The organism is Streptomyces rubrogriseus (assembly GCF_027947575.1).
GTDB lineage: Bacteria > Actinomycetota > Actinomycetes > Streptomycetales > Streptomycetaceae > Streptomyces > Streptomyces rubrogriseus.
This window is the reverse complement of sequence record NZ_CP116256.1, coordinates 6,782,657-6,808,777: the sequence shown is the minus strand read 5'-3', so window position 1 is coordinate 6,808,777 and position 26,121 is coordinate 6,782,657. Positions and strand designations below refer to the sequence as shown.

At 72.7% G+C, this 26,121-nt stretch carries 20 protein-coding genes; 18 read left to right on the top strand and 2 right to left on the bottom strand.

Translation table 11 applies throughout. The annotated features are described in order from the left end of the window. The first annotated feature begins 12 nt into the window (after positions 1-12). The 16 genes from Sru02f_RS30485 (at position 13) to Sru02f_RS30410 (ending at position 19,005) form a co-directional block, all read left to right on the top strand. Complete coding sequence (locus Sru02f_RS30485) at positions 13-702, top strand: SDR family oxidoreductase (RefSeq protein ID WP_167469827.1); 690 nt, start codon at positions 13-15, stop codon at positions 700-702. Positions 703-766: 64 nt separating this feature from the next. Continuing rightward, the gene (locus tag Sru02f_RS30480; protein ID WP_109036225.1) at positions 767-1,762 is read left to right on the top strand and encodes a methionine synthase; all 996 of its coding nucleotides are present in this window, start codon (positions 767-769) and stop codon (positions 1,760-1,762) included. Between the two features lie 14 nt (positions 1,763-1,776). After that, positions 1,777-3,984, top strand: a complete 2,208-nt coding sequence (gene ligA, locus Sru02f_RS30475) for an NAD-dependent DNA ligase LigA (protein WP_109036223.1) — start codon at positions 1,777-1,779, stop codon at positions 3,982-3,984. Between the two features lie 257 nt (positions 3,985-4,241). After that, positions 4,242-6,482 carry a cyclic Di-GMP phosphodiesterase RmdB gene (rmdB, locus tag Sru02f_RS30470; RefSeq protein ID WP_109036221.1) on the top strand — a complete coding sequence of 747 codons (2,241 nt, stop codon included), beginning with the start codon at positions 4,242-4,244 and terminating at the stop codon, positions 6,480-6,482. A gap of 269 nt (positions 6,483-6,751) precedes the next feature. Then, positions 6,752-7,123: a DUF4267 domain-containing protein gene (locus Sru02f_RS30465; RefSeq protein WP_109036218.1), complete on the top strand. Its 372-nt coding sequence runs from the start codon at positions 6,752-6,754 to the stop codon at positions 7,121-7,123. A gap of 31 nt (positions 7,124-7,154) precedes the next feature. Further along, positions 7,155-7,649, top strand: coding sequence for a cupin domain-containing protein (locus Sru02f_RS30460; RefSeq protein WP_109036216.1), 495 nt, complete (start codon positions 7,155-7,157; stop codon positions 7,647-7,649). A 142-nt stretch (positions 7,650-7,791) separates the two neighbouring features. Beyond that, the gene (gatC, locus tag Sru02f_RS30455; RefSeq protein ID WP_003973500.1) at positions 7,792-8,088 is read left to right on the top strand and encodes an Asp-tRNA(Asn)/Glu-tRNA(Gln) amidotransferase subunit GatC; all 297 of its coding nucleotides are present in this window, start codon (positions 7,792-7,794) and stop codon (positions 8,086-8,088) included. 3 nt (positions 8,089-8,091) lie between these two features. Further along, positions 8,092-9,585 (top strand): Asp-tRNA(Asn)/Glu-tRNA(Gln) amidotransferase subunit GatA, encoded by a 1,494-nt coding sequence (gatA, locus tag Sru02f_RS30450; protein WP_003973499.1) that lies wholly within the window; start codon positions 8,092-8,094, stop codon positions 9,583-9,585. Beyond that, positions 9,582-9,821, top strand: coding sequence for a hypothetical protein (locus tag Sru02f_RS30445; RefSeq protein WP_030188427.1), 240 nt, complete (start codon positions 9,582-9,584; stop codon positions 9,819-9,821). The genes gatA and Sru02f_RS30445 overlap by 4 nt, the downstream gene beginning before the upstream one ends. Positions 9,822-9,836: 15 nt before the next feature. Then, entirely contained in the window at positions 9,837-11,351 is a 1,515-nt protein-coding gene (gene gatB, locus Sru02f_RS30440; RefSeq protein ID WP_109036214.1) for an Asp-tRNA(Asn)/Glu-tRNA(Gln) amidotransferase subunit GatB, read from the top strand. Positions 11,352-11,591: 240 nt separating this feature from the next. Further along, complete coding sequence (locus tag Sru02f_RS30435) at positions 11,592-13,838, top strand: MMPL family transporter (protein ID WP_109036212.1); 2,247 nt, start codon at positions 11,592-11,594, stop codon at positions 13,836-13,838. After that, positions 13,816-14,400: a GNAT family N-acetyltransferase gene (locus Sru02f_RS30430; protein WP_109036210.1), complete on the top strand. Its 585-nt coding sequence runs from the start codon at positions 13,816-13,818 to the stop codon at positions 14,398-14,400. The genes Sru02f_RS30435 and Sru02f_RS30430 overlap by 23 nt, the downstream gene beginning before the upstream one ends. Positions 14,401-14,435: 35 nt before the next feature. Continuing rightward, entirely contained in the window at positions 14,436-15,065 is a 630-nt protein-coding gene (locus Sru02f_RS30425; RefSeq protein WP_109036208.1) for a hypothetical protein, read from the top strand. A gap of 195 nt (positions 15,066-15,260) precedes the next feature. Next, on the top strand, positions 15,261-15,446 hold the full coding sequence (locus tag Sru02f_RS30420) for a hypothetical protein (protein ID WP_109036206.1): 186 nt from the start codon (positions 15,261-15,263) through the stop codon (positions 15,444-15,446). A gap of 140 nt (positions 15,447-15,586) precedes the next feature. Then, the gene (locus Sru02f_RS30415; protein ID WP_174855227.1) at positions 15,587-18,757 is read left to right on the top strand and encodes a helix-turn-helix transcriptional regulator; all 3,171 of its coding nucleotides are present in this window, start codon (positions 15,587-15,589) and stop codon (positions 18,755-18,757) included. Between the two features lie 38 nt (positions 18,758-18,795). Further along, complete coding sequence (locus Sru02f_RS30410) at positions 18,796-19,005, top strand: DUF6191 domain-containing protein (RefSeq protein ID WP_109036202.1); 210 nt, start codon at positions 18,796-18,798, stop codon at positions 19,003-19,005. 8 nt (positions 19,006-19,013) lie between these two features. Here the strand turns inward: Sru02f_RS30410 and Sru02f_RS30405 are convergent, their stop codons facing one another. Both Sru02f_RS30405 and Sru02f_RS30400 read right to left on the bottom strand, forming a co-directional pair. Beyond that, positions 19,014-20,222, bottom strand: a complete 1,209-nt coding sequence (locus Sru02f_RS30405) for a PQQ-dependent sugar dehydrogenase (protein WP_167469826.1) — start codon at positions 20,220-20,222, stop codon at positions 19,014-19,016. A gap of 137 nt (positions 20,223-20,359) precedes the next feature. After that, positions 20,360-21,358 (bottom strand): aldo/keto reductase, encoded by a 999-nt coding sequence (locus Sru02f_RS30400; RefSeq protein ID WP_109036200.1) that lies wholly within the window; start codon positions 21,356-21,358, stop codon positions 20,360-20,362. A 74-nt stretch (positions 21,359-21,432) separates the two neighbouring features. Between Sru02f_RS30400 and Sru02f_RS30395 the strand changes: the two genes are divergently transcribed. Both Sru02f_RS30395 and Sru02f_RS30390 read left to right on the top strand, forming a co-directional pair. Further along, positions 21,433-22,374 (top strand): 2-hydroxyacid dehydrogenase, encoded by a 942-nt coding sequence (locus tag Sru02f_RS30395; RefSeq protein ID WP_109036198.1) that lies wholly within the window; start codon positions 21,433-21,435, stop codon positions 22,372-22,374. Between the two features lie 428 nt (positions 22,375-22,802). Further along, positions 22,803-25,910: a putative bifunctional diguanylate cyclase/phosphodiesterase gene (locus tag Sru02f_RS30390; protein WP_373103616.1), complete on the top strand. Its 3,108-nt coding sequence runs from the start codon at positions 22,803-22,805 to the stop codon at positions 25,908-25,910. Positions 25,911-26,121: the final 211 nt, after the last annotated feature.

Genomic DNA, 26,121 nt, shown 5'->3' with positions numbered 1-26,121 from the left:
AGCATGGCGGGCATGGCTACACATGTGATCACCGGAGCGGGCTCCGGCATCGGCGCGGCCGTCGCCCGCCGCCTGCACGAACGCGGTGACGAGGTCGTGCTGCACGCGCGCGACGCGGGCCGCGCCAAGGAACTGGCCGCCGCGCTCCCCGGTGCGAAGACCCTGGTCGGCGATCTGTCCGACCCCGGCAAGCTGTCCTGGGCCCTCTCCCACCAGAGCCTGCCCGACCGGGTGGACTCGCTGCTGCACATCGCCGGGGTCGTCGACCTCGGCCCGGTCGGCGACCTCACCCCGAAGACCTGGACCAACCAGCTCAACGTCAACCTGGTCGCCCCCGCCGAGCTGACCCGCCTCCTGCTGCCACAGCTCCGCGTCGCGCAGGGCCAGGTGATCTTCGTCAACTCCGGCTCCGGGCTCAACGCCCACGCCGGCTGGGCCGCGTACGGCGCCTCCAAGCACGGCCTGAAGGCGCTCGCCGACGCCCTGCGCCAGGAGGAGCACGCCAACGGCGTCCGCGTCACCTCGGTCTACCCCGGCCGCACCGCCAGCCCCATGCAGGCCAAGGTCCACCAGCAGGAGGGCAAGGAGTACGACCCCGCGAAGTGGATCGACCCCGAGTCCGTCGCCACCACGATCCTGATGGCCCTGGACCTCCCGAGGGACGCGGAGGTCAACGACCTGACGGTGCGCCCCGGAAGGTGAGCGCCCTGCCGGCGGGGGCGGCGGGGGCGGAATCAAGCCCCGAGCCCCTGCGTACGCTTGCCCCGTGAACGACACCTTCGCCCCCGCCACCGGCATCGGCAGCCTCCCGGGCCACGACGCCCGAGAGGCCGCCAAAACCGCCACCGGCAGCTTCGAGGACTTCCCCTTCCTCCCCGAGCTGCCCGCCCGCGGCCCCGGCGCCGACATGATCGGCCGCACCGCCGGGATGCTCGTCGAGCTGTACGCGCGCGTGGAGCCCAGCGGCTGGCGGCTCGGCGACCGTCCGGGCCGGGACACCAAACGCGCCCGGGCCTGGCTCGGGGAGGACCTCGACGCCCTGGAGGAGTTCACCCAGGGCTACGAGGGCCCGCTCAAGGTCCAGGCCGTCGGCCCGTGGACCCTCGCCGCCGCCCTGGAACTCCGGGGCGGCGAGGCGGTCCTCTCCGACCCCGGCGCCTGCCGCGACCTCGCCGCCTCGCTCGCCGAGGGCCTGCGCCTGCACCTGGCGGAGATCCGGCGCCGCGTCCCGGGAGCCCGCCCCGTCCTCCAGCTCGACGAGCCGTCCCTCACCGCCGTCCTGCGCGGCCAGGTGCGCACCGCCAGCGGCTACCGCACCCACCGCGCCGTCGACCGCCAGGTCGTGGAGGCATCCCTCCGCGAGGTCGCCGGGGTGCACGACGGAGGCCCCGTCGTGGTCCACTCCTGCGCGCCGGACGTGCCGTTCGCCCTGCTGCGCCGGGCGGGCGTCGCGGGCGTCTCCTTCGACTTCGCGCTCCTCACCGAGCGTGACGACGACGCGATCGGCGAGGCCGTCGAGGGCGGCACCCGGCTCTTCACCGGTGTCGTGCCGGGCACGGACACCGCATTGTCAGACCCTGCCGGTAGCGTTTCCGGTGTCAGAACGCTGTGGCGCAGGCTGGGGCTGCGTCCGGAGCTGCTCGCGGAGGCGGTCACCGTCACTCCGGCGTGCGGACTCGCGGGTGCCTCCCCGGACTACGCCCGGCGCGCGCTCGCCCACTGCGTCCGGGCGGCAAGATCTCTCGCGGACAACCCAGAGTAACGGGAGGACATACGGTGGCCGGCGACAAGCAGGGCGACAAGCAGGCGGAGACGACGAGCGTGCCCGCCGAGGCGCGGGAGCGGCACGCGCAGCTCGCCGAGCAGATCGAGGAGCACCGCTTCCGGTACTACGTGAACGACGCGCCCGTCGTCAGCGACGCCGAGTTCGACCGGCTGCTGCGCACCCTGGAGGAGCTGGAGGAGCGGCACCCGGAGCTGCGCACCCCCGAGTCCCCGACCCAGAAGGTCGCCGGCGCCTACGCGACCGAGTTCACGGCCGTGCAGCACCCCACGCGGATGCTCTCCCTGGACAACACCTTCAACGACGACGAGCTGGCCGCCTGGTTCGACCGCATCGCCCGGGAGCTGGGCGAGCAGGAGTACCACTTCCTGTGCGAGCTGAAGGTCGACGGACTCGCCGTCAACCTCACCTACGAGCACGGGCGCCTCGTCCGCGCCGCCACCCGCGGCGACGGCCGCACCGGCGAGGACATCACGCCCAACGTCCGCACCATCGCCGAGATCCCCGAGCGCCTGGCCGGCGACGAGGTCCCCGACCTGGTGGAGATCCGCGGCGAGGTCTACTTCCCGATGGAGAAGTTCCAGGAGCTCAACGCCCGGTTGAACGAGGCGGGGGACAAGCCCTTCGCCAACGCGCGCAACGCCGCGGCCGGTTCGCTGCGCCAGAAGGACCCGCGCGTCACCGCCTCCCGTCCGCTGCACATGGTGGTCCACGGCATCGGCATCCTCGAGGGCTACGCGGGTCTGACCCGCCTCTCACAGGCGTACGACCTGCTGAAGACCTGGGGCCTGCCCACCTCCCCGCACAACCGGGTGGTCGACGGCCTGGACGGCGTACGCGAGTTCATCGCGTACTACGGCGAGAACCGGCACTCCGTCGCGCACGAGATCGACGGCGTCGTCGTCAAGCTCGACGAGATCCGCCTCCAGGGGCGGCTCGGCTCCACCGCCCGCGCGCCCCGCTGGGCCATCGCCTACAAGTACGCGCCGGAGGAGGTCAACACCAAGCTCCTCGACATCAAGGTGGGCGTCGGGCGCACCGGCCGCGTCACGCCGTACGCGCAGGTCGAGCCGGTCACGGTGGCCGGCAGCGAGGTGGAGTTCGCCACCCTGCACAACCAGGAGGTCGTCAAGGCCAAGGGCGTGCTCATCGGCGACACCGTGGTGCTGCGCAAGGCCGGTGACGTGATCCCGGAGATCCTCGGTCCGGTCGCCGACCTGAGGGACGGCAGCGAGCGGGAGTTCGTGATGCCGGCCGAGTGCCCCGAGTGCGGGACGCCGCTGAAGGCGATGAAGGAGGGCGACATCGACCTCCGCTGCCCCAACGCCCGCGCCTGCCCCGCCCAGTTGCGCGAGCGGGTCGCCTACCTCGCGGGCCGGGAGTGCCTGGACATCGAGCACTTCGGCGGGGTCGTGGCGGCCGCGCTGACCGGGCCGCTGGAGCCGGCCGAGCCGCCGCTGGTGGACGAGGGCGACCTCTTCGACCTCACCGTCGAGAAGCTGCTGCCCATCAAGGCGTACGTCCTCGACCCGGACAGCGGGCTGCCCAAGCGCGACCCGGAGACCGGCGAGGAGAAGACCGCCATGGTCTTCGCCAACAAGGCGGGCGAGCCGAAGAAGAACACCCTCGCGCTGCTCCAGCACATCGAGGAGGCCAAGGCCCGCCCGCTGGCCCGGTTCATCAACGGCCTCTCCATCCGGTACGTCGGGCCGGTCGCCGCCCAGGCCCTCGCCCGCGAGTTCCGCTCCATCGACCGCATCGAGCAGGCCACCGAGGAGGAGCTGGCGAGCACGGACGGCGTGGGTGGCACCATCGCCACCGCCGTCAAGGAGTGGTTCGCGGTGGACTGGCACCGCGAGATCGTGCGCAAGTGGAAGGCGGCCGGGGTCCCGTTGGAGGACCGCTCGACGGGGGAGGACGAAGGTCCGCGCCCGCTCGAAGGACTCACCGTCGTCGTCACCGGCACCCTGGAGAACTTCACCCGGGACGGCGCCAAGGAAGCCCTCCAGAGCCGGGGCGCGAAAGTGACCGGATCGGTGTCCAAGAAGACGTCGTTCGTCGTGGTCGGTGACAACCCCGGTTCGAAGTACGACAAGGCGATGCAGCTGAAGGTGCCGGTTCTGAACGAGGACGGTTTCGCCGTTCTGCTCGAACAAGGACCCGAAGCGGCGGCGGATGTCGCGCTTTCGGCTGAGGAATAGCGGTTGAAGGCCACCCGATCGGCGCATATCAGATGCATACGGGTGGCCGGGTGGCATTCGGGCAACCGTCGACGACCAGTGCCCCTGGAAGCCTTCCGCGGCCTACTGTTGAGGTGTGCGCCCGCCGTGCCCAGCTGCGGTCGGGGCACCCCCCTGCCCCGAGTGACAGGGGGAGGGGTCTCCGACGCGGAGCCGTTGAAGGTGGTCGAGGCGGGGGCCGCGTGGCGTGGGCACCGCCGGCTGTGAGAGGGACGGGAATGGAACCGACCGAGAGCGCCGCCGCGGGCTCACGGCTGCGCCTGCGTCGCATGGCGGGCGCGTGGCACGTGAGCCGGTGGCTCGGGCAACGCGATGGTGGCGCCCCGCCTTCCGCGACGGGCACCCGCGTGCCGCAGGCCGTCGGCCACCCCCACGGCCACCCGCAAGGACACCCCCACGGCCTCGCCGATCCGGACGGCGAACGGCACCTGTCCTGGCCCGCGTTGCCCGCGGCCGTCGTCGCGACCGCCGCCTTCGTCCTGGGCGCCGGTTTCTACCGGGCGTTCAGCGACGGACACGCCCTCTTCCCGTCCGGCACCGTCGGCTGGTCCCTGGCCGTGCTGGCCGGCATCGTCGTCGGCCACCTGGTCATGCTCGGCCGCTCCCGCTGGTGGGGCGGCACCGGCTCGGGCGCCGCCCTCACCCTCGCCGTCCTGCTGCTGTACGGCTGGGTCCCGGCCGGCATGGTCAGCCTCACCGTCGTCGTCCTGGTCGGGATAGCCCGGCGGGGCCGCTGGCGGCAGGGTGTCCTGCACGGCGCGGTGGACATCCTCGGCATCGCCGCGGGTGCCCTGGTCCTCGGCGTCTGCGGCTCCGTACCGTCCGTGGAGCACCCCTGGGACCCGGCCACCTGGGGGGTGTACGCGGCCCCCAAGGTGGCGCTCGTCGCCGTCGCCTACCTCGCCGTCACCCGGGCCCTGCTGTGGTACCTCCAGACCCCGCGCCCCGGTCTGCCCACCGTCGCCCGCACCGCCCTGGTCAGACAGGGACTGGTCGCGGTCGCGCTGCTCGGCATCGCCCCGCTGGTCTGCGTCGTCGCCGTCGCCAAGCCGCTGCTTCTGCCGCTGTTCGCCATCCCGCTCATCGCCCTCGACTCCACGCTGTGGATCGCCCGCGCCCGCGCCGAGGAGCAGTTGCGCGACCCGCTCACCGGCCTGCCCAACCGGCAGTGGCTCCTGGAGCGCACCTGGACCGCGCTGGACGACGCCGAGCGCATCGGCGCCCGCGCCGCCCTGATGCTGATCGACCTCGACCGTTTCCGGTCGGTCAACGACACACTCGGGCACCTCGCCGGCGACCGGCTGCTGCTGCAGACCGCCGACCGGCTGCGGCAGGCCCTGCCGCGCGGGGCGGAGGCCGCGCGGCTCGGCGGTGACGAGTTCGCCGTCTTACTGCCCGTCGCCGACTCCACCACGTCGGCGACCCGGATCGCCCGGAGCCTGGTGGGCGCCCTCAGTTCCCCCATGGACCTGGACGGGCTCACCCTGGTCCTGGAGGCCAGCGCGGGCGTCGCCGTCTTCCCCGACCACGCGCTGGACGCCGAGGGACTGCTGCGCCGCGCCGACGTGGCGATGTACCAGGCGAAGCGGGACCGCACCGGCGTGGAGGTCTACGAGTCCAAGCGGGACTCCAACACCCCGGACCGGCTCGGCCTCCTCGGCGACCTGCGCCGGGCCCTGGACGCCCACGAGGTCCAGCTGCACTACCAGCCCAAGGTCCGCTTCGACGGCCAGGTCGCGGGCCTGGAGGCCCTGGTGCGCTGGGTGCACCCCGAGCGGGGCAAGGTGCCGCCGGACGAGTTCATAGCGATCGCCGAGTCCTCCGGGCTGATGCCCCACCTCACCGAGTACGTACTGGAGACGGCGCTCGGCCAGGTCGCCCGGTGGCGCGCCCAGGGGCTGTTCGTGCCGGTCGCGGTCAACGTCTCCCCGCGCGACGTCCACACCCCCGGCTTCGCGGGCTCGGTGGCCGCCCGGCTCGCCCGGCACGGAGTGCCCGCGGGAGCGCTCCAACTCGAGATCACGGAGCACGTCCTCCTGGAGGACCCGCAGCGCGCGGCCGACACCCTCAACGCGCTGACCGGACACGGCGTCAAGATGTCCCTGGACGACTTCGGCACCGGTTACTCCTCCCTCGTCCACCTGCGCAGGCTGCCCGTCAGCGAGCTGAAGATCGACCGCTCCTTCGTGGCCCGGCTGGCCATCGACAACGAGGACGCCGAGATCGTGCGCTGCACCGTCGACCTCGCCCACTCGCTCGGCCTGCTGGTCGTCGCCGAGGGCGTGGAGGACGACGAGACCTGGGAGCGCCTGCGGGACCTCGGCTGCGACGCCGTACAGGGCTGGCTGGTCGCGGCCGCGATGCCGCCGGAGGAGACCACCGCCTGGCTGCTCGCCAGAGGCTCCCGCGGCTGGGTCCGGGCCGCCGCCGCCCTGCCCGCGGCGGCGAGCGACGAGTGACCTGACCGCAACGACCGCGCCACCCGACCCGCCCCGCACGCCGCCGCGGCGTGCGGGCGCGCGTGAGCCGGGCGCCGGCGGTATCCCGTGCGCGCCCCCAGCCGCCCGCAGGGCCGACCGGCAGCTCCTCGCAGCCCGTACCAGCCCGTACCCCGACCGCGCTCCCGGCGCGGGTGGACCGTCGCAACCCGATTCTAGCAACGCTAGCCATCCTGTCGTCGTTCTGTTAGCGTCACTCTTGTCCCTAGCGCTGCTAGCAAGGAGAAGCCGTGACCGTCACCGCATACACCCTGGCCGTCGTGCTCAACCTGTTCTGCCTGTTCCTGGGGTACCGCTTCCTGTTCCAGCCCGCCTCCGCCGCCACCGGCTACGGCGTGGCGGCCGACGCCGGCGGTGACGCCGCCGCCTACCTGACGATCAAGGGCGTCAGGGACGGCACGCTCGGTGTGGTGGGGCTGGCGCTGCTGGCCTTCGCCGGTGCCCGCCCCGAGGCGTGGTTCATGCTCTGCGTCGCCCTCGTCCCGCTCGCCGACACGCTCATAGTGCTGCGCCACGGGGGTACGAAGGCGGTGGCCTTCGGGATCCACTTCGCCACCGCGATCGTTGTCCTGATCAGTGCCGGACTGCTCTTCGCGCTCTGAGCGCGCCCAATCGTCTTCAGGGGGTTCGAGAATGTCGCTGTTCGTTCCGAAGTTCGACGAGTCCGTGGTCGTCCGCGAGGCCGAGGCCGAGGTCGTCGGCCGCGCGCCCACCACCGTGCGCCTGCTGGCCGACAGCAGCTCCACCGGCGGCGCCCTGTCCACCCAGCGCGTCACCCTCACCGCGGGCGCGGACGGCGCCAAGCCGCACTGGCACGACAACTCCGCCGAGATGTTCTTCCTGATCGACGGCGCCGCCGACGTCCTCTCCGGCGACGAGGTCGTCACCGCGGGGCCCGGCGACCTGATCGTCGTCCCGCCCGGCAAGCCGCACGCCTTCGCCGCCGTGCCGGGCGCCGACGCCGACCTGCTCATCGTCCTCACCCCGGGCGTCGAACGCTTCGAGTACTTCCGCCACCTCCAGCGCATCGCCCTCGGCGAGGCCACCCGGGAGAGCCTGCTGGAGGTCCAGGAGCTGTACGACAATCACTTCCTGAGCAGTGCGGCCTGGGACGCGCGGCGCGGGTGAGGCGCCCCGGGGGAAACCGTTTAACGGCCACGGGGCCCGGCCCCATAGGATTGGGCCAAACCGATTGGGCCGAATCGACGGGGACAAGCGACTTGTCCCGGCCGAAGTGCCCCGACCACACACTCACCCAGAGGAACGCTGCATGCCTGGCATCACGCGCGAGGAGGTCGCCCACCTCGCCCGGCTGGCGCGTCTGGAGCTGAAGCCCGAAGAGCTCGAGCACTTCGCGGGACAGCTGGACGACATCATCGGCGCGGTCGCCCGCGTCAGCGAGGTCGCCGACCAAGACGTACCGCCGACCTCGCACCCGCTCCCGCTGACGAACGTCATGCGGCCGGACGAGGTCCGTCCGTCGCTCACGCCCGAGCAGGCGCTCTCCGGCGCCCCGGCCCAGGAGCAGCAGCGTTTCAAGGTGCCGCAGATCCTGGGGGAGGAGTAAGCCATGAGCGACATCATCAAGCTCACCGCGGCCGAGATCGCCGCGAAGATCGCCTCCGGCGAGCTGACCGCCGTCCAGGTCACCGAGGCCCACCTGGCCCGCATCGAGGCCGTCGACGAGAAGGTGCACGCCTTCCTGCACGTGGACCGCGAGGGCGCGCTGGCCCAGGCCCGCGCCGTCGACGAGAAGCGCGAGCGCGGGGAGAAGCTCGGCCCGCTGGCCGGCGTCCCCCTCGCGCTCAAGGACATCTTCACCACCGAGGGCATCCCCACCACCGTCGGCTCCAAGATCCTCGAGGGCTGGATCCCGCCGTACGACGCGACCGTCACCAAGCGCCTCAAGGCCGCCGACGTCGTCATCCTCGGCAAGACCAACATGGACGAGTTCGCCATGGGGTCCTCCACCGAGAACAGCGCCTACGGCCCGACCGGCAACCCCTGGGACCTGACCAAGATCCCCGGCGGCTCCGGCGGCGGTTCCTCCGCGGCCCTCGCCGCCTTCCAGGCGCCGCTCGCCATCGGTACCGACACCGGCGGTTCCATCCGCCAGCCGGCGTCCGTCACCGGCACGGTCGGCGTCAAGCCGACGTACGGCGGCGTCTCCCGCTACGGCATGGTGGCCTTCTCCTCCTCCCTCGACCAGGGCGGCCCCTGCGCCCGCACGGTCCTGGACGCGGCCCTGCTGCACGAGGTGATCGCCGGGCACGACCCGATGGACTCCACCTCCATCGACGCCCCCGTCCCCGCGGTCGTCGAGGCCGCCCGTAACGGCAGCGTCGACGGCATGCGCGTCGGCGTCGTCAAGCAGTTCCGCGGCGAGGGCTACCAGGCCGGTGTCGTCCAGCGCTTCGACGAGTCCGTCGAGCTGCTGAAGTCGCTGGGCGCCGAGATCGTCGAGCTGGACTGCCCGTCCTTCGACCTCGCGCTCTCCGCGTACTACCTGATCGCCCCGTCCGAGTGCTCCTCCAACCTCGCCCGCTTCGACGGCCTGCGCTACGGCGCGCGCGTCGGCGACGACGGCACGCACTCCGCCGAGGAGGTCACCTCCCTGACCCGCGAGGCCGGCTTCGGCCCCGAGGTCAAGCGCCGCATCATGCTCGGCACGTACGCCCTGTCGAGCGGGTACTACGACGCGTACTACGGCAGCGCCCAGAAGGTCCGCACCCTCATCAAGCAGGAGTTCGAGCGGGCCTTCGAGCAGGTCGACGTGATCGTCTCCCCGACGACCCCGACCACCGCCTTCGCGATCGGCGAGCGCGCCGACGACCCGATGGCGATGTACCTGGCCGACCTGTGCACCATCCCCACCAACCTGGCGGGCAACGCGGCCATGTCGCTGCCCTGCGGCCTCGCGCCCGAGGACAACCTGCCGGTGGGTCTGCAGATCATCGCCCCCGCCATGAAGGACGACCGGCTCTACAAGGTCGGCGCCGCCGTCGAGGCCGCCTTCGTGGAAAAGTGGGGCCACCCGCTGATCGAGGAGGCACCGTCGCTGTGAGCGCACTGTCCAAGGCCAAGGGCTTCAAGAAGTCCAAGTCCGGTCTGTACGTCTCGATGGCCACCTCGGCGTTCGGCGCCGTGGGGGTCTACAAGCAGATCAAGAAGGCGCGTGGCGAGAGTGACACGCTGCGGCTGCTCGACGCCGTCGTGACCGGCGCCGCGGTCGTCACCAACCTCGCCATCCTCTACCGCGAGCTGAAGCGCCTCGGCGACGACGACGTCCTGCTGGGCTGAGAGGGAAGTTTCACCGTGACCACCACGACCGACCTGGTGTCGTACGAGGACGCACTCGCGTCGTACGACCCCGTCATGGGCCTCGAGGTCCATGTCGAACTCGGCACCAAGACCAAGATGTTCTGCGGCTGTTCGACCGCGCTCGGTGCCGACCCCAACACCCAGACCTGCCCCGTCTGCCTCGGCATGCCCGGCGCGCTCCCGGCCGTCAACGCGACCGGCGTCGAGTCGGCGATCAGGATCGGCCTCGCGCTGAACTGCGAGATCGCCGAATGGTGCCGCTTCGCCCGGAAGAACTACTTCTATCCGGACATGCCGAAGAACTTCCAGACCTCCCAGTACGACGAGCCCATCGCCTTCGACGGCTACCTCGACGTGCAGCTGGAGGACGGGGAGACCTTCCGCGTCCAGATCGAGCGCGCCCACATGGAGGAGGACACCGGCAAGTCGCTGCACGTCGGCGGCGCGACGGGCCGCATCCACGGCGCCTCGCACTCCCTGCTCGACTACAACCGGGCCGGCATCCCGCTCATCGAGATCGTCACCAAGCCGATCGAGGGAGCGGGCGAGCGCGCCCCCGAGGTCGCCCGGGCGTACGTCCGTGAGCTGCGCGAACTCATCCGTGCCCTCGGCGTGTCCGAGGCCCGCATGGAGATGGGCCAGATGCGCTGCGACGTCAACCTGTCGCTGCGCCCGCACGGCCGGGAGAAGTTCGGCACCCGCAGCGAGACCAAGAACGTCAACTCGCTGCGCTCCGTCGAGCGCGCCGCCCGCTTCGAGATCCAGCGGCACGCCGCCGTGCTGAACGACGGCGGCACGATCATCCAGGAGACCCGCCACTTCCACGAGGACACGGGGTCCACCACCTCGGGCCGCGTGAAGGAGGAGGCCGAGGACTACCGGTACTTCCCGGAGCCCGACCTGGTGCCCGTCGCTCCCTCCCGCGAGTGGGTCGAGGAGATCCGCTCCGGGCTGCCCGAGCTGCCGCTGGTGCGCCGCAACCGGCTCCGCGAGGAGTGGGGCATCTCCGGCAACGACATGCAGTCCATCCTCAACGCCGGAGCCCTGGACCCGATCGTCGCCACCATCGACGCCGGTGCCGACGCGGCCTCCGCCCGCAAGTGGTGGATGGGCGAGCTGGCCCGCAGCGCCAACGAGTCGGGCAAGGCGCTCGACGAGCTGGCGATCACGCCGGTCCAGGTCGCCCGCGTCGCCGAGCTGGTGACCAAGGGCGAGCTGAACGACAAGCTGGCCCGCCAGGTCATCCTGGGCGTCCTCGAAGGTGAGGGCACGCCGGACGAGGTCGTCGACAAGCGCGGCCTGAAGGTCGTCTCCGACGAGGGTGCGCTGACCGCCGCCGTCGACGAGGCCATCGCCGGCAACCCGGGCGTCGCGGACAAGATCCGCGGCGGCAAGGTGGCCGCGGCCGGCGCCCTGGTCGGCGCGGTCATGAAGGCGACCCGGGGCCAGGCGGACGCGGCCCGCGTCAAGGAGCTGATCCTGGAGAAGCTGGGCGTGGCCGAAGGCTGACACCCGTACACCCAACGAGCCCTGGGGGGACGCGCCGAACACGGCGGGTTCCCCCAGGGCCGTTGTTGTGAATAAGGACACTAAGTCCGCAAAGGATCATTTCTGCCTGCAAGAGTGATTCCGCATTGCTCATGCGTTCTTTGCGGTCTGTTCACACCATGGACGGCCATTCCCGGTCTTCCCCGCTTCACGGGTGTTCCCGGTCAAAGATCCACAATCAGACACCCTGGGAGCACGTTCGTGGCAGCCCTCGCACGCTGGTGTGTTCAACGTCGTCTCGTCACCGTCCTGCTCTGGCTGCTCGCCCTCGGCGGCGTCGCCACGGCAGCCACGGTCGCCGGCTCCGCGTACTCCAACGACTACGGCATCCCCGGCACCGGCTCCGACCGCGCCTCCCGGCTGCTCGAATCCCGCTTCCCCGACCTCGGCGGCGACAGCGACACGATCGTCTGGCACACCACGTCCGGCACCGTCCGCGCGGCCGACGTCGAACAGGCCATGACCCGCACCCTGGACCGCATCGCGGACCTGCCCGGGGTGGCCGCGGTCAGCAACCCGTACCACGACGCCGACTCGCCCCTGATCAGCGAGAACGCCGACACCGCGTACGCCACCGTCACCTTCGTGGACGCCTCCCAGCACCTCGACCCGGGCCAGGCACGGGCCGTCGTCGACACCGCCGAGGCCGCCGAGACCGACGGGCTCCGGATCGAACTGGGCGGCGGCGCCATAGCGCTCACCGAGTCCGGCGGCAGCCACCTCGCCGAGGCCGTCGGCGTGGCCGTGGCCGCGGTCGTCCTCTTCGTGGCCTTCGGGTCCGTCGCCGCGGCGCTGCTGCCCATCGCCACCGCACTGGTCTCCGTCGGCACCGCCTACGCCGCCATCACGCTCCTCGGCCACGCCATGACCGCCGCCGACTTCGCGCCCATGCTGGGCACCCTCGTCGGACTCGGCGTCGGCATCGACTACGCCCTGTTCATCGTCACCAGACACCGGCGCGGGCTGAAGCGGGGCCTGTCCGTGGCGGACGCCGCCGCCGACGCCGTGGCGACCACCGGACGAGCCGTGGTGTTCGCGGGTGCCACCGTCTGCATCGCCCTGCTGGGCATGCTGATCCTCCGGCTGAGCTTCCTCAACGGCGTCGCCGTCGCCGCCTCGCTGACCGTGCTCCTGACCGTCGCCGCCTCCGTGACGCTGCTGCCCGCCCTGCTGTCGTACATCGGCCCGCGCGCCCTGAGCCGGCGCGAGCGGCGCCGGCTCGCCGAGCACGGCCCCGAGCCCGAGGTGCCGACCGGGTTCGCCGCCCGCTGGTCGGCCTTCGTCGAGCGCCATCCGAAACTGCTCGGCGCGCTCGCCCTCGTCGTCATCACCGTCATCGCCCTGCCCACCCTCGGGCTGCGCCTCGGCACCTCCGACCAGGGCAACGACCCCAAGGGCACCACCACCCGCCAGGCCTACGACCTCCTCGCCGACGGCTTCGGCCCCGGCGTCAACGGCCCGCTGACCCTGGTCACCGAGGTCCGCGGCGCCGAGGACCGCCTCGCCCTGGACAACCTGGACGCCACCCTGCGCACCACCGAGGGCGTCTCCTCGGTGACACCGGTGATGTACAACTCCGGTGGCGACGCCGCGTACCTCACCGTCGTACCCGAGTCGGCGCCGCAGTCCGAGGACACCAGCGACCTGGTCGAGCGGCTGCGCTCCGAGGTGCTGCCGCGCGCCGAGGCCGGTACCGCGCTCGACGTGCACGTCGGCGGCGTGACGGCGGGCTACGACGACTTCGCCGACGTCATCGTCGGCAAGCTGCCCCTCTTCGTCGGCGTCGTCATCGGCCTCGGCTGCCTGCTGCTCCTGCTGGCCTTCCGGTCCGTCGGCATCCCCCTCAAGGCCGCTGCCATGAACGTCGCCGCCGTGGCCGCCGCCTTCGGCGTGGTCGTGGCGATCTTCCAGTGGGGCTGGGGAAGCGAGCTGCTCGGCCTCGGCAGCGCGGGGCCGATCGAACCCTTCCTTCCCGTGATCATGGTCTCGGTGCTCTTCGGGCTCTCCATGGACTACCAGGTCTTCCTGGTCAGCCGGATGTACGAGGAGTGGCTGGAGACCGGCGACAACCGCCGGGCCGTCCGGGTCGGGCTCGCCGAGACCGGCCGCGTGATCAACTCCGCCGCCGTCATCATGATCTCGGTCTTCCTCGCCTTCGTCCTCAGCGGCGACCGGGTGATCGCCATGTTCGGCATCGCGCTGGCCGCCGCCGTCGCCCTGGACGCCTTCGTGCTGCGCACCCTCCTGGTGCCCGCCCTGATGCACCTGCTCGGCCGCGCCAACTGGTGGCTGCCGCGCCGCCTGGACGCCCTCCTGCCGCGCATCAGCATCGAGCCGCCCGAGTGCCGGGCCGCCCATGAGAGGCTGGCCGCGGCGACGGACGCCGAGGTGGCGGACGTCCTCGCGGAGGAGGAACGGCAACGGGATGTACGCGATACCACTGGGTGACGACGGAGCCGAACTGCGCCCCTTGGAGACCTGGCACGCCGAGGAGTTCCTGGCCCACCTGGACCGCGGCCGGGACTTCATCACCGAGCACATACCCTTCGGGGCGAAGGCGACCGACGTCGACTCCGCGCGCGAGGTGCTCCAGGCCTACGCCGACCGGCACGCCGCCGACAGCGGCTTCCTGCACGGGCTGTGGCTGGACGGCACGCTGGTCGGCGGTCTGCTCTACCGCGTCTTCGACGCCGCCACCGGCGTCTGCGAGATCGGCTGCTGGCTGGAGCCCGCCGGAACCGGCCGCGGCCTGGTCACCCGCGGTGCCCGCGTACTGATCGACTGGGCCGTCGACGAGCGCGGCATGCACCGCGTGGAGTGGTACGCCTCGACGGCGAACACCCCGAGTGTCGACGCCGCGCGCCGACTCGGCATGATGCGTGAGGGCGTGCTGCGCGAAAGCTTTCCCCACCGGGGCACGCGCCAGGACATGGAGGTGTGGGCGGTGCTCGCACCCGAGTGGCGGGCCGCACGGGAAGCACGCGCGCGTGCCGCTCAAAGGGATCATTAAGGGACCTCTCAGACAGCGTCCGTACGGTGCGAGGCATGGGAACGAAGACAGTGGACGAGACCGGCGTGAAGACCGACGAGCACAAGACGGACGAGACGGCCGACGCGGCCGAGGCGACCGAGGCGACCGAGGCCGCCGAGTCCATTGACGTCACCAAGGCGGCCGAGGCCCCTGGGGCGACCGGGACCGACACCCCCGAGGACGCCGACGCGGCGACGGACGAGGACACGGACGACGACCCGGACGGCACCGAAGTGACCGAGGGAGCCCCCACCGGCGTCGGCCAGGGCGCGGGCGCCGTGGTCTCCGCCGGTCTCGGCATCGTCTCCCTGACCGGCAGCTGGGTCGGCACCGTGGCCTCCGCGCGCGAGTCGCTGATGGGCCAGCTGCAGACGTCCTCGTCGTCGGACGTCGGCACGCTGATCGAGAAGGGCTACGGCAACGCCTGGCAGGCCACCGCGATGTGGGGCGGCATCTTCGCCCTGGTCGCGCTGATCGTCGGCGTCGTCGTGCTGGCCCGTCCCGCGTTCGGTGCGCCCGGCCGCCCGCAGGCCCCGTGGATCAAGTCGGTCGCCTGGGCGGGCGTCGCCCTCGGCGTCATCGGCCTGCTGCTGGCCGTCCTGAAGTACACGGACGTCCTGCTGGGGCTGCCCGCCACCGGCTGACCAGGCATTTCCGAGGGGTCTTAGGACGGTTGCCCGCCTGTGGCGCGCGCCCTAAGACCCGTCACCCGCGTCTAAGGCCCCGCGCGGCGCCGAAGATGCGGAACTTACCCGATGTGGCCCACCCCCCTGGGAGACGAAGGTTGAGGCATCGCAAGCGAGCGAAGCCGAAACCGAAGCGAAGCCGAGGGGCACACCATGTACGAGTACGAGTTCCAGCAGTACCGCTCCGCCGAACTGATCCGCCGCGCCGACGAGGCCCGGCTGGCCCGCGAGGTGATCCGGGCCCGCCGCGCCGCCCGCCGCCGGGCCCGGCACGGCGGTGCCGTAGCCGAGAGCCATACACCGCGCCGACGCGGGCACCGGTTCGCCCGGACCGCGTGAACGGGGGAGTCGGGGAGGGGGGCCGCACGGCCTCCCTCCCCGCCGTCGTTCCCGGCACCGTTCCGGGCGTCGATCCGGGCGCCGTTCCGGGGGTTGTCCACCTGCCGAAAACCGGTGACCCGCTGTCGTACCCGCGTGCGATGCTCGCTTCCGTGGAGACCAGGTCCGTCAGTCCCGTGTTCGTCGGCCGCACCGGCGAACTGGACGCGTTGAACGACGCGCTCGCCCGCGCCACGGGCAGCGACGCCGCCGGGGCGACCGCCGCCGGGGCGACCGCCACCGGGGCGTCAGCCACCAGGGCGTCAGCCACCGGCGGAGAGCCGCAGGCACTGCTGCTCGGCGGCGAGGCCGGCGTCGGCAAGACCCGCCTCGTCGAGGAGTTCGCCGCCGCGGCGGCCCGGCGCGGCGCCGTCGTCGCGCTGGGCGGCTGCGTGGAGATCGGCGCCGACGGGCTGCCCTTCGCACCCTTCTCCACCGCGCTGCGCGCCCTGCGCCGCCACCTGCCCGAGGAGCTGGCCGCCGCGGCCGCCGGCCAGGAGGAGGAACTGGCCCGGCTGCTGCCCGAACTGGGCGAGGGCACCCCGGTCACCGGCGGCGGCCGGCACGACGAGGAGAGCATGGCCCGGCTCTTCGAACTCACCGCCCGTCTGCTGGAGCGCGTCGCCGCCAGGCACACCGTAGTCCTCGTCCTGGAGGACCTGCACTGGGCCGACGCCTCCACCCGCCACCTGATCGCCTACCTCTTCCGCACCCTGCGCACCGGCCGCCTCGTCGTCCTCGCCACCTACCGCTCCGACGACATCCACCGCCGCCACCCGCTGCGCCCCCTGCTCGCCGAACTCGACCGGCTGCGCACCGTCCGCCGCCTCGAACTCGGCCGCTTCACCCGCGACGAGGTGGGCCGCCAGATCGCCGGGATCCTCGCCCACGAGCCCGACCAGCTCCAGGTCGACGAGATCTTCGAACGTTCCGACGGCAACGCCTTCTTCGTCGAGGAACTCGCCGTCGCCGCCCACGAGGGCAGCTGCACCGGCCTCACCGACTCCCTGCGCGACCTGCTCCTGGTCCGCGTCGAAGCCCTGCCCGAGAGCGCCCAGCGGGTCGCCCGGATCGTCGCCGAGGGCGGCTCCACCGTCGAGTACCGGCTGCTCGCCGCCGTCGCCCGGCTCGCCGAGGACGACCTCATCGAGGCGCTGCGCTCCGCGGTGAACGCCAACATCCTGCTCCCCGCGCCCGACGGCGACGGCTACCGCTTCCGGCACTCCCTGGTCCGCGAGGCCGTCGGCGACGACCTGCTCCCCGGCGAACGCTCCCGCCTCAACCGGCGCTACGCCGAAGCCCTGGACGCCGATCCCACGCTGGTGCCCGCCGCCGAGCGCGTGATGCGCCTGGCCAGCTACTGGTACCACGCCCACGTTCCCGCCAAGGCCCTGCCGGCCGTCCTGGACGCCTCGGTCGAGGCCCGCCGCCGGCATGCCTACTCCGAACAGCTGCGGCTGCTGGAGCGCGCGATGGAACTGTGGGACTCCGCCCCCGACGACGTACGCGCCAGCCTGCGCCCCGTCGACTGCGCCGAGGTCTACCCTCCCTGCGGCCGCGACCCCGCCGCCACGCCCCTGCGCTACCTGGACCTGATGGCCGAGGCCGCGGTCGCCGGGCGGCTGTGCGGTGAGCGCGAACGCGCCATGAAGATCACCAAGCGGGCGCTGCGCCTCCTGGAGGACGAACGGGACACGGGCACCGGGGCGGGGGCGAGCGGCCGCGACCCGCAGCGCGCGGCCTGGTTCTGGACCCAGCGCTCGCTGCTGGTCCAGGCCCAGGGCCGGGGCGACGGCTGGCGCGAGCTGGGCATCGCCCAGGAACTGGTCCGCGGCCTGCCGCCGTCCCAGGTGCACGCCGAGGTGCTGGCCATGTCCGCCAACTGGTCGATGCTCCACAGCCCCGGCCCCGACGCGATGACGGCGGCCGAACGGGCCGTCGAGTACGCGCGCATGGTGGGCGCCGAGGAGATCGAGCTGAACGCCCGGCTCACCCTCGGCGGCCTGATGGTGGACGCCGGGCAGATCGACGCCGGACTCGCCGAGATGTTCCAGGTCAGGGACCTGGTGGTGGCCCAGGACCGGTCCGCCGTGGTGGCCCGCAGCCACGTCAACCTGCCCTCGTCCCTGGAAGGCGTCGGCCGCTCGCGGGACGCCCTCGGCATCCTGCGCGAGGGCATCGACCTCACCCGGCGCAGGGGGCTGCTGGAGTCCGAGGCCTGGGTCTGGGGCAACCTCGCCGAGTCGCTCATCTCCCTGGGCCGCTGGGACGAGGCCCTCGAAGCGGCGGACCGGGCCGGAGCACCGGGCCGCAGTCCCGCGCCACGCGGCGGCGCCGCACTCAAACGCGCCGTCGTCGCCCTCGCCCGCGGCGAGCGGGCCGAGGCCGCCGGACTGCTCGCCGAGGCCCGCGCCGCCTACGGCACCCACGACCCGATGCCGCAGCACCGCCTGCCGCTGGCGGCCCTCACCATCGGCGTCGCCGCGGCCGAGGGACGCCTCCCGGACGCCCGCGCCGAACTGGTCCGCGTCCTGGACGCGGGCTTCCCGCCCGGCACCCAGCGCTTCGGCTGGCCCCTGCTGCTGTCCGCCGCCGCGGCGGAGGCCGACGCGCGCGCCCTGCCGGCCGCCGAGGAGGGCCGCGACGACCTCCTCGACCGCCTCGCCGAGGCCGCGAAGCACCTGACGACGGGCGCCCCGGTCTGGGTCGCCCACGAGCGCTGGGTCCGCGCCGAACTCCACCGCGCCCGGGGCCGCGACACCCCACGGCTCTGGTCGGAGGCGGTCACCGCCTTCGAATGCCTGGAGCGTCCCTACGACCTCGCCCGCGTCCGGTACCGGCTGGCCGATGTCCTCCTGGCCACCGGCGGCGACGACGAGCGCGCCCGTGCCACGGAGCTGCTGCGCCTGGCCCGCACCGTCGCCGAGCACCTCGGCGCGCGCCCGCTGTCCGACGCGGTCGCCGTGCTCGGCCGGCGTGCCCGTCTCACCCTCGGCCGCGCCGCCGACCGGGCACCCGCGGCCGGGCCCGCCGACCCGGCCGACGCCCTCGGGCTCACCGGCCGGGAGCGGGACGTCCTGCGGCTGGTCTCCGACGGCCGCACCAACCGGCAGATAGCCGAGGAGCTCTTCATCTCCCCCAAGACGGCCAGCGTCCACGTCTCCAACATCCTGGCCAAGCTCGGCGTCTCCGGTCGCGGCGAGGCGGCGGCGGTGGCCCACCGGCTGGCGCTGTTCCCCGCCGAACGGCTCACGTCCCGTTCGTCGGAGTGAGGCATACGCTGTAGGGGACGCCGACCGACGGAGGCCCGATGTTCAACGCATTCGAGGAACTGTTCTCGCCCGGCCGCAAACACACCAACGACGAGCAGAACCGCCTCGAACTGACCCGCGAGGACGTGGGCGACGGCGACCCCGCCCGCGGCCCCATAGACCTCACGTCGGGCAAGGTCGTCGTCCACCGGCCGCGCGCCGACGAGGAGGCGGAGGACGCCGGGACCCCGTCCCCGGAAGACGAGTAGCCGGCCGCCTACTCCACCTCCAGCTCCAGGATCCGGTCGTCGTCGCCCTTCGCGTCGCCGCGGCCGTCCGTGTTGCTGGTCACCAGCCACAGCTTGTCGCCGCCCGCCGGGGCCACCGTACGCAGCCGGCCGTACTCGCCCTCCAGGAACGCCTGCGGGTCGGCCGCGGCCCGTGTCCCCTTCAGTGGGATCCGCCACAGCCGCTCACCGCGCAGCCCCGCCATCCACACGGAGCCCTCGGCATACGCGATGCCGCTGGGGGATGCCTCGTCGGTGCTCCACTGCGCGAGGGGGTCGCGGAATCCGGAGCCGCCGCCCTTGCCCTCCGCCTCGGGCCAGCCGTAGTTGCCACCCGGCTCGATCGCGTTCAGCTCGTCCCAGGTGTCCTGACCGAACTCCGAGGCGAACAGCCGTTGCTTGCCGTCCCAGGCCAGCCCCTGCACGTTCCGGTGGCCCAACGAGTACACGGGGGAGTCGGGGAAGGGGTTGCCGGGCGCCGGTTCGCCGTCCGGGGTCATCCGCAGGATCTTGCCGCCGAGGGACTTCTTGTCCTGCGACAGACCGGTGTCACCGCTCTCGCCCGTGCCCGCGTAGAGCATCTTGTCCGGGCCGAAGGCGATCCGCCCGCCGTTGTGGATCACACCCTTGGGGATGCCCCGGAAGACCGTGTCCGGCGCGCCCAGCTGCTCGCCCGACGGCTTCTTCTCGTCGTACAGCATGCGCACGACGCGGTTGTCCGAGGCGGAGGTGAAGTACGCGTAGACCATGTGGTCCGAGGCGTAGTCGGGGGAGAGCGCGATGCCGAGCAGGCCGCCCTCGCCGGACGGGGACACCCCGGGCACCTCGCCCAGCTCGGTCTTCTTGCCCGTCTTCGCGTCGACGCGGGTGATCGTGGCCTCGTCGCGCGAGGACACCAGCAGGTCGCCGCCCGGCAGCGGGGCCAGGCCCCAGGGGCTGTTCAGCCCCGTGGCGACCGTGCGGAGCACCTTGACCGAGCCCTTCGCGGGCGGTGCCTGCTCGGTGGGCGATCCGGCGGGCGAGGACTGCGTCGCCGTACTGGCGGGGGAGGCGCCGCGGTCCGTTCCGGACGGGTCCGCGCCGTCGGAGGAGTCGGCGGAGCAGCCGGCCGTCAGCAGGAGAGCGGCGGTCAGCACGGCCGGCACGGCTCGACGTTGCACGATCTTGGTCCCTTCGACGCGGCGGGTTTTCCCTGTCATACACCGCAGGGGCTCCCCAAGTTCCCGATCGCCGAATCCCGAACCTCGACCGCCGAACCGCGAACGCCGACCCTCGACCCCCGAACCGCGAATCCCGACCCCCGAATCCGGCGGCGGCCGGCCGGCTGCGGTGGGCCTCAGTCCCAGGAACCCTGCGCCGGCGGCAGCGCCCGCACCTCCGCCAGGTCCCGCTCGGTCAGCCGCACCCGGGACGCTCCCGCGTTCTGCGTCACCCAGCGCTCCTGCTTGGTGCCCGGCACCGGTATCACGTGCCGCCCCTGCGCCAGCACCCAGGCCAGCGCCACCTGCGCGGCGGTGACCCCGTCGCCGTGCCGGGCCGCGATCCGGCGCAGCGCGGCCACGATCGGCTGGTTGGCGGCCATCATCTCGGCGGTGAAGCGGGGGTGCCGGGCCCGCAGGTCCTCCGGTTCGAAGCCCTGGCCGGGCGTCAGCGTGCCGGTCAGGTAGCCGTTGCCCAGCGGCATCGCGGCCAGGAAACCGACGCCGCGCGAGACGCACCACGGCAGCAGGGTCCGCAACGCCTCCGGGGACCACACCGACAGCTCGGCCTCCACCGCGCTCACCGGGAAGACCTGCTGCACCCGCTCCAGTTGGCGGATCGTCGCGTCGTGCAGCCGTGCCCCCGGTCGCCGGGCCGAGCGCGCCCCGACCGCGCAGAGGCCGAGCGCCCGCACCTTCCCGGCCCGCACCAGCTCCGCCATCGCGCCCCAGGTCTCCTCGACGGGTATCTCCGGGTCGGCGCGGTGCAGTTGGTACAGGTCGATGACGTCCGTCTGGAGCCGGCGCAGGGACGCGTCGCAGGCACGCCGCACATAGCCGGGACGGCCGTTGGCCACGATGTGCTGCTCACCCACCAGCAGACCGACCTTGGTCGACACCAAGGCCTCGGACCGCCGCTCCCTCAACACCCGCCCCAGCAGCAGCTCGTTGGTGAACGGGCCGTACATGTCCGCCGTGTCCAGCAGGGAGACACCGAGGTCGAGGGCCCGGTGCACGGCCCTGAGCGACTCGTCGCCCCGCTGCCGCGAGGCGCTGTACGCCCAGTTCATCGGCATGCACCCCAGTCCGACGGCCCCCACCGCGAGTGCCGTCGCGCCGATCGTCCTGCGCTCCACCGGTCGTGACCCTCCCTTGTCGGACCACCCAACCTAACCTTTGCCTCTCCGCCCCCTGACATAGCCTCCTGACCATGACTGCTGACGTGTGGCTGCCCATCCCGCCGGACGAGATCGAGGGCCTTCCCGAAGGTCCCGCCTACCGCCACTGGGACGGCGAGGAGACCTTCCCCGCCGACCCGGCCGACTGCGCCTTCTACGTCGTGCCCTACATGAAGCCCAGCACGGTGGGGGTACGCCCGCTGCCCGAGATGCGCTCCGTCCAGGTCGTCCAGACCCTCTCCGCGGGCATCGACCACGTCGAACCCGGCCTCGGGCACCTGCCCGCCGGCGTACGGCTGTGCAACGCGCGCGGCGTGCACGAGGCCAGTACCGCGGAGCTGACCCTGGCCCTGATCCTGGCCTCGCTGCGCGGCATCCCGGACTTCGTGCGGGCGCAGGACCGCGGCGAGTGGCTCGGCGGGTTCCGGCCCGCGCTCGCGGACCGGACGGTCCTCATCGTCGGGTACGGGTCGATCGGCGCCGCGATCGAGGACCGGCTCGTGCCGTTCGAGGTCGCGCCGGTCGTGCGCGTCGCGCGCTCCGCCCGCGCCACGGAGCGCGGCCCCGTGCACCCGCTCACCGAGCTTCCCCGTCTGCTCCCGCAGGCCGACGTCGTCATCCTGTCCACACCGCTCACCGAGGCCACCCGCGGACTGGCCGACGCCGAGTTCCTGGCCCGGATGAAGGACGGCGCCCTGCTCGTCAACGTGGCGCGCGGACCGGTCGTGGACACGAAGGCGTTGCTCGCCGAACTGGAGAGCGGACGCCTCACCGCGGCCCTCGACGTGACCGACCCCGAACCGCTGCCGCCGGGCCACCCCCTGTGGCATGCTCCCGGCATAGTCGTCAGCCCGCACGCGGGCGGTCCGACCTCCGCCTTCCTGCCGCGCGCCGAGCGGCTGCTGGTGGACCAGTTGACCCGGTTCGTGAACCGGGAGCCGCTGCGCAACGTGATCCTGACGACGGGGTCGTAATCCGTTTCGGGCACCCTCCGCGACTCCCCGGATGCAGTGGGTGCCCGCATATCCGCTGGTCGTCACGGAGCGTAGAGAACCTATGTCCCTGAGTGACGAGACTGGTGTATCGTCCGACAGGGGACGCGCCGCGCACCGTACGGCGCCGGGGATGGACATCTCAGACTGTGGAGGGGGGCGACGGGCGATGCACGGCCTATGGACCGACGATCCGACGCGGCGGAGCCGCCGCCGGCGACCCTGGCGCACGGCCACGACCACGACCGCGCACCGACGCGGCCGGCACGGCCGGCACGGCGGCAGGCCCGCTCCACGCTGCCCCCACCCGCACCGACCGGGCGACCGCAGAAGGCAGGTCCGGTCGGCCCACCGGTGCGCGCGGGACGCGGGAGCGGTGCGGACCCGGAGGCTCCGGTGAGTCCGCCCCCGTGCCCACGCTGGACGGAGCGCTGCGCGGACAGGCCGCGCCCGGACCGCTGCTGCCCCGGCCGTCGGCCGCCGCCGGCGGGCCACCCCTCGTCCGCCAGCTCGTGCTCGCCCTGGTCTGCGCGGCCTACGCCGTCGGTGCCGCGCTCGGCTGGGGTTCGCAGTACGTCGCCAAGATCATGGGCGACTTCGGGCTGAGCGCCGCCGCGGCCGCCGCCGCCGTCTCCTGCTTCCTCTACGCCCGCGGACGCCGGGTCCGCTTTCGACCGGCCTGGCTGCTCTTCGCCCTCTCCTCGGCGATGGCGTCCCTGGGCAACCTGGTCTGGGGGTGGTACGAGGTCGTGCTGCGGGTGCCGGTGCCCAGCCCCAGTTACGCGGATCTGTTCTTCCTGTGCTTCGCCCCGCCCGCCATCGTGGGGCTCCTCGTGCTGGCCAAGCGGCCGGTGACCAAGGCCGGCTGGATCTGCCTGGGCCTGGACGCCTGGCTGATCGGCGGTTCGCTGCTGACCCTGGCCTGGAGCCTGGCGCTCGCCCAGGCGGCCAAGGCCGAGGGTGGGTCGAGCGTCGCGCACGCCGCGCTCTCGGTGGCCTACCCGCTGCTCGACATCGCCCTCGTCAGCATGGTGCTGGCGTTGCACTTCCGCCGGTCGCCCGTCTGCAGATCCGCCGTCAACACCGCCATCGGCGCGCTCGCCCTGACCGTGGTGTGCGACGCCCTGTTCACCTCGCCGCTGCTGCACAACAGCTACCGCTCCGGACAGTTGCTCGACGCGGGCTGGTTCGCCGGCTCCCTGCTGCTCGCGTACGCCCCCTGGGCCGCGTCCCGGCGCGGCCGGGCGACGCCGGACGGGACGGGCACCGGCGGCCACACCCGCGTGGTGCGCGAGCACGTGCCCGGCCAGCGCGGCAGCGGTCACCAGCCCACGCCCCCCTCGGTACCGCCCGCCACGCCCCCGTCGGTACCGCCCGCCACGCCACCCGCCCTGCCGGGACCCGGGCAGGGCGGCGAACGGGGCCGCTATCCGGCCGCCCGCCCCATCGCCGGGTCCCTGGCCGCGCTCACGCCGTACCTCGCGGCCGCCGTCTGCACCCTGGGCATCCTCTACAACGTGCTCAACGGCCGCAGCGTCGACCGCGTGGTCCTGCTGACCGGCGGCACCGTCGTGCTCGCGCTCGTCGTCCGGCAGGGCATCATGCTGCTCGACAACATCGTCCTCACCCAGGAACTGGCCCAGAAGGAGAACCACTTCCGCTCCCTGGTCCAGGGCTCCAGCGACGTCATCATGATCGCCGCGCCCAACGGCATCCTCCGCTACGTCTCCCCGGCCGCCGCCGGGGTCTACGGACGACCCGCGGAGGAGCTGGTGGGCACCGAACTGGCCGGGCTCATCCACCCCGAGGACCTCGGCTGCGTGGTGCACGAGGTGCGCCGGTTCCTGGCCGCCAACCCGGCCGAGGAACCCACCACACGCATCGAGTGCCGCTTCCGTTCCGGGGGCGGGGGAGGGTGGCTCAACGTCGAGTCCACCGTCAACCGGCACCACGGCGGCCTCATCTTCAACAGCCGGGACGTGACCGAGAGAGTGCGCCTCCAGGCGCAGCTCCAGCACAACGCCGAACACGACCCGCTCACCGACCTGCCCAACCGCGCCCTGTTCACCCGGCGCGTCCAGCAGGCCCTCTCCGGCCGCCGCGCCTCGGACCGGGGTGCCGCCCTGCGCGGGACGGCGGTGCTCTTCATCGACCTCGACGGCTTCAAGGGCGTCAACGACACCATCGGACACCAGGCCGGGGACGAGCTGCTCGTCCAGGCCGCCCGCAGACTCCACGAGGCCGTCCGCAAGGGCGACACCGCCTCCCGGCTGGGCGGTGACGAGTTCGCGGCCCTCATCGTCGGGGACGGGGCCCGGGACCGGGCCGCCCGCGAGGGCCACATCCGCGAGCTGGCCGACCGGCTCAGACTGACGCTCTCCCAGCCCTACCTCATCGACGGCAACGAAGTCAGGGTCAACGCCTCCATCGGCGTCGCCTTCGCCGAACCGGGTCTGGGAGCCGGTGAGTTGCTGCGCAACGCCGACCTCGCCATGTACCGGGCCAAGGCGGGCGGCAAGGGGCGCGTCGAGCTGTACCGACCGCAGATGCAGCAGGACGTCGTACGCAAGGCCGAGCTGGCCACCCGGCTGCGGGCCGCGTTGCACGACGGGGAGTTCGCCCTGCTGCACCAGCCCGTGGTCTCGCTGACGGACGGCCGGATCACGTCGGTGTGCGCCCAGGCGCGCTGGCGCTCCTCGCAGGGCGTGCTGTTCACCCCCGCCGAGTTCCTGCGGGTGACCGAGGAGGGCGACAGAACCGCCGAACTCGACCGCTGGGTGCTGCGCGAGGCCGTAGAGCAGGCCGCCGAGCGCGCGGCGGCAGGGCTGTCCGTGACCGTGGCCATACGCATCGGCGCCCGCCGCCTGCTGGACCGTTCCATGCCGCTGGGCTCCGTGGAGGCCCTGCTGACCCGCCATGGACTGCCCCCGGGCTCCCTTGTGATCGAGCTGTCGGACATCGACCCACGGGTCGGCCTCGACGAGCTGGACCGCCGGCTGAACGCCCTGCGCAGGGTCGGTGTCCGGATCGCCCTGGACGGCTTCGGCAGCGGCTACGCGGCGATCACGGCGCTGCGGCGCCTGCCCGTGGACGTCCTCAAGCTCGACCGGGGCCTGGTCGAGGGCGTCGTGGAGTCCGCACGGCTGCACAAGATCACCAGTGGTCTGCTGCGCATCGCCACCGACCTCGGGCTGAAGTCGGTGGCCGACGGTGTCGACCTGCCGGAGCAGATCGTCGCCCTGCGCGCGATGGGCTGTACGCACGGACAGGGCATGGCGTTCTCCGGGGCCCTGGACGAGTACCGGCTGCGCAGAGCGCTCGCGGCCGGTCGCTACCCGGTGCCCCACGGGCCGGCCGAACCGGCCTTCGCGGGCGGCGGTGCCGGGGTCTACGCCAAGGGCGTCGGCGGCCCGGGCCCGGGTCAGGTGACGGGCGGTGTCCCCTCCGGGCTGCCGGCCGTTCTGAGTGGTGGCACGGCCCTTCGCTCACATAATGAGACTCCCGTCCCACCCACTTGACAGTGAGTGCGCGCCGGAGGGAAGGTCAGTGCCATGCGCACCCGAATTCTCGTACTTGGAAAGCGCGTCGGCTGAAGCTGGTGACGTCCGTACCGACCCGGACTCCCCGCGACCCACACCGACGCGCTCCCCTCGCTTGCCTTACGGCACGAGGGGTTTTTTGTTGCACAGGCACCTGCCGAGCAGCAGCTCAGATCGCCCGAATCTCGCA